Origin of the sequence: Actinomadura fulvescens, assembly GCF_039533225.1 — a bacterium.
GTDB classification, from domain to species: Bacteria; Actinomycetota; Actinomycetes; order Streptosporangiales; family Streptosporangiaceae; genus Spirillospora; species Spirillospora fulvescens.
Genome location: NZ_BAAATD010000030.1, coordinates 21131 through 27239 on the forward strand (window position 1 = coordinate 21131; position 6109 = coordinate 27239).

At 69.4% G+C, this 6109-nt stretch carries 6 protein-coding genes; 3 read left to right on the plus strand and 3 right to left on the minus strand.

Features of this window, described 5'->3' with window-relative positions; genetic code table 11:
• Positions 1 to 5 precede the first annotated feature (5 nt).
• A complete protein-coding gene (locus ABD333_RS46800; protein ID WP_344549403.1) occupies positions 6 to 920 on the minus strand; it encodes a LysR family transcriptional regulator in 915 nt (304 codons plus the stop codon).
• A 93-nt stretch (positions 921 to 1013) separates the two neighbouring features.
• Entirely contained in the window at positions 1014 to 1385 is a 372-nt protein-coding gene (locus ABD333_RS46805) for a hypothetical protein (protein WP_344549404.1), read from the minus strand.
• 192 nt (positions 1386 to 1577) lie between these two features.
• Here ABD333_RS46805 and ABD333_RS46810 point away from each other — a divergent pair, with 192 nt between their 5' ends.
• From ABD333_RS46810 to ABD333_RS46820, 3 genes are all read left to right on the plus strand, one after another.
• Positions 1578 to 2663: an SGNH/GDSL hydrolase family protein gene (locus ABD333_RS46810; protein WP_344549405.1), complete on the plus strand. Its 1086-nt coding sequence runs from the start codon at positions 1578 to 1580 to the stop codon at positions 2661 to 2663.
• A gap of 371 nt (positions 2664 to 3034) precedes the next feature.
• The gene (locus ABD333_RS46815) at positions 3035 to 3943 is read left to right on the plus strand and encodes an SGNH/GDSL hydrolase family protein (protein WP_344549406.1); all 909 of its coding nucleotides are present in this window, start codon (positions 3035 to 3037) and stop codon (positions 3941 to 3943) included.
• A gap of 200 nt (positions 3944 to 4143) precedes the next feature.
• On the plus strand, positions 4144 to 5175 hold the full coding sequence (locus ABD333_RS46820) for an SDR family NAD(P)-dependent oxidoreductase (RefSeq protein WP_344549407.1): 1032 nt from the start codon (positions 4144 to 4146) through the stop codon (positions 5173 to 5175).
• On the opposite strand, the gene ABD333_RS46825 is transcribed toward ABD333_RS46820, so the two are convergent.
• Positions 5151 to 6109, minus strand: a 959-nt coding sequence (locus ABD333_RS46825) for a beta-ketoacyl reductase (RefSeq protein WP_344549408.1), incomplete at its 5' end; no start/stop codon positions are given. The genes ABD333_RS46820 and ABD333_RS46825 overlap by 25 nt on opposite strands.

Genomic DNA, 6109 nt, shown 5'->3' on the forward strand with positions numbered 1-6109 from the left:
CGGATCTAGGCGTGCACCTCGCGGGGCACGTACAGCTCGGTCGCGGTCCGGACGAACCGTGCGACATGCTGGGCACGGGCACCCTCAGGCCAGGCGATCACAGTCGAGTACGGGCTGGCGTCGAGCACCGGCGCGTACACGATGTCGGGCCGCGGGTTCCGTTCGGCCAGCCAGGCCGGGATCAGGGCGATCGCCTGGCCCAGGCTCACCACCTCCAGCAGTTGCGCCGGGTCGCTCACGGTGGGTCCGGCGACGGGACCCTCGTCAGCGGCGATCGCGCTGCCCCGGTCCCGGCCGCTGGAGTAGGCGATGTCCGACGGCGATGACTTCGCCCAGATCGGCATCGGCTCGCCTTGCAGATCAGCGCACGTCAGCCGCCGGCGTTCGGTGAGCGGATGGTCGGCGGGGAGCGCGACCACCCGGGGATGGATGGCCAGCACCTCGACCTCGATGCCTTTGCGTTCGAACGGCGAGCCCAGCACCGCCACGTCCGCGCGTCCGTCGCGGACCATCGTCGTCTGCTCGCGGAAGCCGCTCACCACGATCTCGACCCGCGGCGCCCCGGCGAGCGACTCGAACTCCCGCACCACGTGCCGAAGGATCTCGGTCGCGATGCCCGGCTTGGCCGTCGCCACCAGCGACGGCGTGGTCTGCGCGGCCCGGCTGGCCCGCCGGCTGACCGCCTGCACCGCGTCGACGGCCTCCCGGGCGTGGTCGAGGAGCGAAACCCCCAGCTCGGTCAGGTACACCCGGTGGCTGTCCCGGCGGAACAGATCCGCGCCCAGCCGCCGTTCCATCTGCCGGATCGCCCGTGACAACGGAGGTTGCGCCATCCCGAGCCGCTCCGCCGCCCGCGAGAAGCTCAGCTCTTCGGCGACCGCCACGAAGTACCGCAGCTCCCGCACCTCAAAGGGCTCCATATCCGGCAAGTCTAGAACTCCGCCTTCGTACGGGACGGCTCATCGAACGCTAGTAGCGGACCCCCGGAGCATCACCGGCCGATAGTCAAGGCGTCAGGGGGTTGCGGGGGCGGGGACGTCGTCGATGTCGGTGTAAACCGCCTTGCCCTGGGCACGGGCCTGGTCGACCATCATGTCGGCACCCGCGGAGGCGCCGCCGATGCGGAGCACGGCGTCGCAACGTGCCAGCAGCCGCTCGGCGACGGGATGGAAGATCTCGGTGAAGACCGCGTCGCCGACATGGGCGCCGCCGCCGGCCTCGATGAGGGGCAGCGCGAGGGCTTCGCCGGTGACGGGCAGGTGACCGGCGCGGAAGAGGACGAGGGCGGCCCGGTTCATGGCCGCGACGTTGGCGGCGAGCTTGGCCGGATCGTCCCCGGTGCCCGAACGGTACGGACCGGCGACAAGGATCATCAATGATTTCATCGAATTGACTCTAGACGACGCGAAGTCTCCCGTGCCAAGGCCCATCTGGGTCCAGGAAAATACCCGCGCAGTATCGTCAGCCCGGGTCTGACGGTATACCCGACGGGTATTAGAAAGGATTTTGCTGCTGTGCGAATGTGAGGGAGCTAATCCGGAATCCCTCGCTGAAAGGTGTTCGCATTGCGTTCAATCATGAGCAGGACCGGAGCGGTCACGGCAGTGTCCGCAGCCCTCGCGGCCGGGACGGTCGTGGCCCCCTCGCCCGCGTTCGCCGAGACCGGCACGCAGATCTGCCAAGCGCCCGGTGTCGCGTACCGGGTCACCTATGAGGTCAACAGCTCGACCTACGGGCCGATCGCCCATGCGACCGCGTTCCAGCGCCGTACGCTGCCGAGCGGTCCCTGGACCGACGCCTCGACGCAGACCTGGCAGTTGCGCTGGGACCACATCCCGAGCGCCTGGGACAATCCCTGGTCAGGCCCCCACCGCCAAGAGCAGGGCAACCTCGCCACGCTCGGCCCCATCCAGGTGGCGACCTACCTGTCTCCGCGCTATGTCGCGCCCGACGGGGCCTGCACCGTCTACCTCAGCCCGTTCGCCAACGGCACCGCCGGCCAGCCGAAGATCGGCGTGCTCGGCGACAGCCTCACCCAGAGCCTGAACGACTCGTCCTACAACCAGCAGCATCTCCAGGGATACGTCCAGGGCAACCTCAACGGCGCCGGCCGGCGCGCCGAGGTCGAGGGGCAGGGCGGCCGCCGCTGGACCCCGCGCCCGGGCACCGCCGACCTGGTACGGGCCGACGGTTACCTGCTGGACGAGTTCCGCGGGCTGCTCCAGCACGACCCGCAGGGATATGTCATTTCCCTCGGCCCGAACGACGGTGGCCATATCGCCCTCGGCGGCACTGACCAGGAAAGGCAGGCCCGTTTGGACGCCACCATCAGCGCACTCCGCACAATCATCAACGAGATCCGCACCTCGGGCCGGTGCGCGGTCTTCGTCACCGGCCCCGACAACCTCGCCGATTACCTGGGCGCCAACCCCTGGCATTACGCCGCCGCCACCCAGGCCATCAACCGGGAACTGCGCGCCCAGGCCAACGCCTCCGCCACCGACGACCTCAAGCTCCAGGACTTCGCGGCACTCTCGTTCGATCACCACACCTACAGCCAGGGCCAGCAGGCCTGGTTCATCGCCGACGACATCCACCTCAACGCCACCGGCAAGCTCCACTTCACCAACGCGATCACCCAGGCCGCGAGCCAGTGCCCATGAGACCCCTCGTCCGCACCGCCGCATGCGCCGCCCTCATGAGCAGCGCCCTGCTGACCGCCCCCGCACCAGCCTCCGCAGACACACCCTCGGCAGACACGACCTCCGCGGGCACGACCTCCTCAAGCACCACCCCTGCAGGCACGACCTCGCCAGGCACGACCTCTGCGGGCACCACCCCTGCGGGCAGGACCTCGCCGGGCCCGCCCTCTGCAGACACAACCTCTCCACAGACAACCTCTGCGGGCGCAACCCCTGCGGAGGCAACCGCCTCAGCGACGGCTTCGGCTGTGCCGGGCTCGGCCACTTGTCAGGCGCCCGGTGTCGCCTGGCGTGTCGGGTACGAGATGCGGGACTCCGCCTACGGCCCCGTCATGAACGCCACCGCGTTCCAGCGCCGCACCCTTCCCGGCGGTGCCTGGTCCGACGCCTCAGCCGACATCTGGCAACTGCGCTGGGAGAATCTTCCCCACGATCAGCCCGGCGGCTTTCAGGAACGGCAAGGTGACCTCGCCGCGCTGCGTACCACCTCCGTAGCCGCCTACCTGTCCCCCCGCTTCGTCGCCGCTGACGGGTCCTGCACCGTCTACATCGCGCCCTTCTCCAACGGCTCGACAGGCCAGCCCAAAGCCGCCGTACTCGGGGACAGCCTGACCGCATCCCTCAACGACACCACCTACAACCAGCAGCATCTGCAGGGCTACGTCCAAGGCAACCTCAACGCCGCCGGATGGCGGGTCGAGGTCGAGGGCCACAGCGGTCGCCGCTGGGTCGCCTCGCCGGAACTCCAGGGGCTACCGCGCGCCGGCAACCACCTGCTCGACGAAGCCCGCGGCTTCCTCCAACACGACCCCCAGGCCTACGTCATCGCACTGGGAGCCAACGACGCCGGTCAGATGGCCTGGCTGCCTGACGAGGCCGCCCGCCAGCAACGCCTCACCTACACCCTCAACGGCATCCGCGCGAAGGTGAACGAACTGGTCGCCGCGGGCCGCTGCGTCGTCTTCGTCACCGCACCTGACAACCTGGCCCGTTACTGGGGCTCTCCTCCCTGGCTGTACGCGTGGGCCGCCCAATCCATCAACCGTGAGCTACGCACCCTGGCCAACGCCTCTGCCACCGACAACCTCAAACTCCAGGACTTCGCGGCACTCTCGTTCAACCACCACACCTACAGCGAAGGCCAGGAGAACTGGTTCGGAGACGACGACATCCATCTCAACGCCACCGGCCGGCTCGTCTACACCAACGAGATCACCCAAGCCGCCCGGCAGTGCGCCTGACCGCCGGCGTGCTCGCGGCGATGGCACCGCGCGCACCGCTGGGAGGCATCGTCATGCCACGTGGTGAGGGGATCGGCCGGATGCGGCGGTGGAGAGGAGCAGTCCCCGCCGGCCGCATCCGGGAATGTGGCGGCCTGAGCCGCCACGGCGGAACCGCACGCGCTGCAACTCGCAGTGGTGGCCATAACCGTCTCCCCGACGTGGCGACGCGTCACCGCCTGTTCCATCCGGTCACGCCGAACACCCGCATAACATGGCGGCTACGCTATGTAATCAGCACGCATCGTTCCCGTAAACAGGTCTTGGTGTTCGAGGTCTGCCGATGGCGGGAGCGCACTTGCAGCGGGGGGAGCAGCAGGATGGCGGCGAGCGGCGGCATGACGTTCGGCGACGCGATCTGGCGGGCGTCGGCCCACCTTGATCCATATCGCCACCTCAGCGGGCTGAGGACGCGTCGCCGCCTGGAGGCGGTGGTCGCGGGCAAGCGCATCCTGGTGACGGGCGCTTCGGAGGGAATCGGACGGCTGACCGCGCTGGCGCTGGCCACGCCCGAAGCCGAGCTGGTGCTGGTCGCACGCCGGGGCGAGGCGCTCGCCGCGGTGGCGGCTGAGGTCGAGGAGCGAGGCGGGATCGGCCGCATGTACCCCTGCGACCTGACCGACGAACCGGCGACGGCCGCGCTGGCCGCCCAGATGATCGACCTCGGCGGCGTCGACATACTGATCAACAACGCCGGTCATCTGACACGCAAGGACCTGGCCGACACCGGCATGACGGACCTCCGCTACATGATGGCGCTGAACTATTTCGGCGCGCTGGCCCTGACCATGCCTCTGGTCGCGCACATGCGCGCGGGCAGTGGCGGACACGTCATCAACGTCTCCTCGATCGGTGTGCAGATCGCTTCGGTTCCACGGTTTCACGGCTATCTGGCGTCCAAAGCCGCGCTGGACGCCTTCGCCCGCGCGGCCGCGGCCGAAACCCGCCGGGACGGCGTCCACTGGACCAGTGTGCGGATGCCGCTGGTCCGCACGCGCATGATCGACCGTTACGCGGCTTACCGGCGGTTCCCCGTCATGTCCGCCGAGTCGGCGGCCCAGGTGATCGTGCAGGCCGTGGTCCGCCGTCCTGTACGTCTCAGCCACCCGGTGGGCATGGTCGCCCATCTGGCCGGGCTCGCCGCGCCCAGGACGGTGGAACGCATCGCTCACCATGTCGCCCCCTGGGTCTGAACGCCGCCATGGTCTCGGTCTGTCGGCGCCGCCGTGGGCTCGGCGGCACGCCGCGGCTCTTGCTGGTCTGCTTGCCGGGGAGCAGGGACGTCCGCGGCTCTTGGCGCCGTGTCCGGTCCTGGTGCCTGGGTTTTCTGCGGTGCGAGGCGCCGCAGGACGCTGTGAGCGATGTTGGTGACCGTTCCGCCGCGCAACAGTTCCATCGGCGGGATGTCGACGGCGAAGCGGGCCTGGAGGGAGGTGAGCAGTTCCGCGGCCATGAGCGAGTCCAGCCCGTACTCGTCCAGCCGCCGGTCCGGGGAGATCTGGTCGGCGGGCACGAGCAGAACGCCGGACAGCAACCGGGTGATCTCCTCGGCGAGGTGATGGTGAGCCTGCTCGCTGCTCATCGTGGCCAGGACTTCGGTCAGCTGCCTGCGATCGGTGCCGGGGTCTCCGGTACCGGGCGGCAGGACCAGTGAGAACTTGGGAGCGCGCAGCGAGGGCAGGACCTGGCACAGGCGGCCCCAGACGCAGCGGCCCACGGCTCCGCCTTCGCTACCGGCGGCCAGCATGGTCTCGATGGCGGTCAGCGCCTCGGACTGCCGTATCGGTTCGATGCCGAGCCTGACCATCATTTCCTGGCGGCCGCCCTGGTTCAGGGTGTCGGTGCCGGTCAGGGGGGCCAGGCAGACGGCCAGCGCGGGCAGGCCCGCGCTGCGGCGTCGGCGGGCCAGGGCCTCCAGGAAGAGGTTGGCGGCCACGTAGGAGGATTGCCCGATCTGGCCGAGTGAGGTGATGGAGGAGTACAGCATGAACAGGTCCAGTGGGCGGTCCTGGGTCAGTTCGTCCAGGACCAGCGCGCCGGCGACCTTGGGACGTAGCACGGCGCGGATCCGGTCGTCGGTGAGGTCGACCAGCGGATCGTCGTCCAGGTGCATGGCCGAGTGGACGA

Excerpts from the sequence above, each read along its gene's own strand:
- ABD333_RS46800 (WP_344549403.1), bottom strand. The coding sequence starts at position 920 with ATGGAGCCCTTTGAGGTGCGGGAGCTGCGGTACTTCGTGGCGGTCGCC.
- ABD333_RS46805 (WP_344549404.1), bottom strand. The coding sequence starts at position 1,385 with ATGAAATCATTGATGATCCTTGTCGCCGGTCCGTACCGTTCGGGCACC.
- ABD333_RS46810 (WP_344549405.1), top strand. The coding sequence starts at position 1,578 with ATGAGCAGGACCGGAGCGGTCACGGCAGTGTCCGCAGCCCTCGCGGCC.
- ABD333_RS46815 (WP_344549406.1), top strand. The coding sequence starts at position 3,035 with ATGAACGCCACCGCGTTCCAGCGCCGCACCCTTCCCGGCGGTGCCTGG.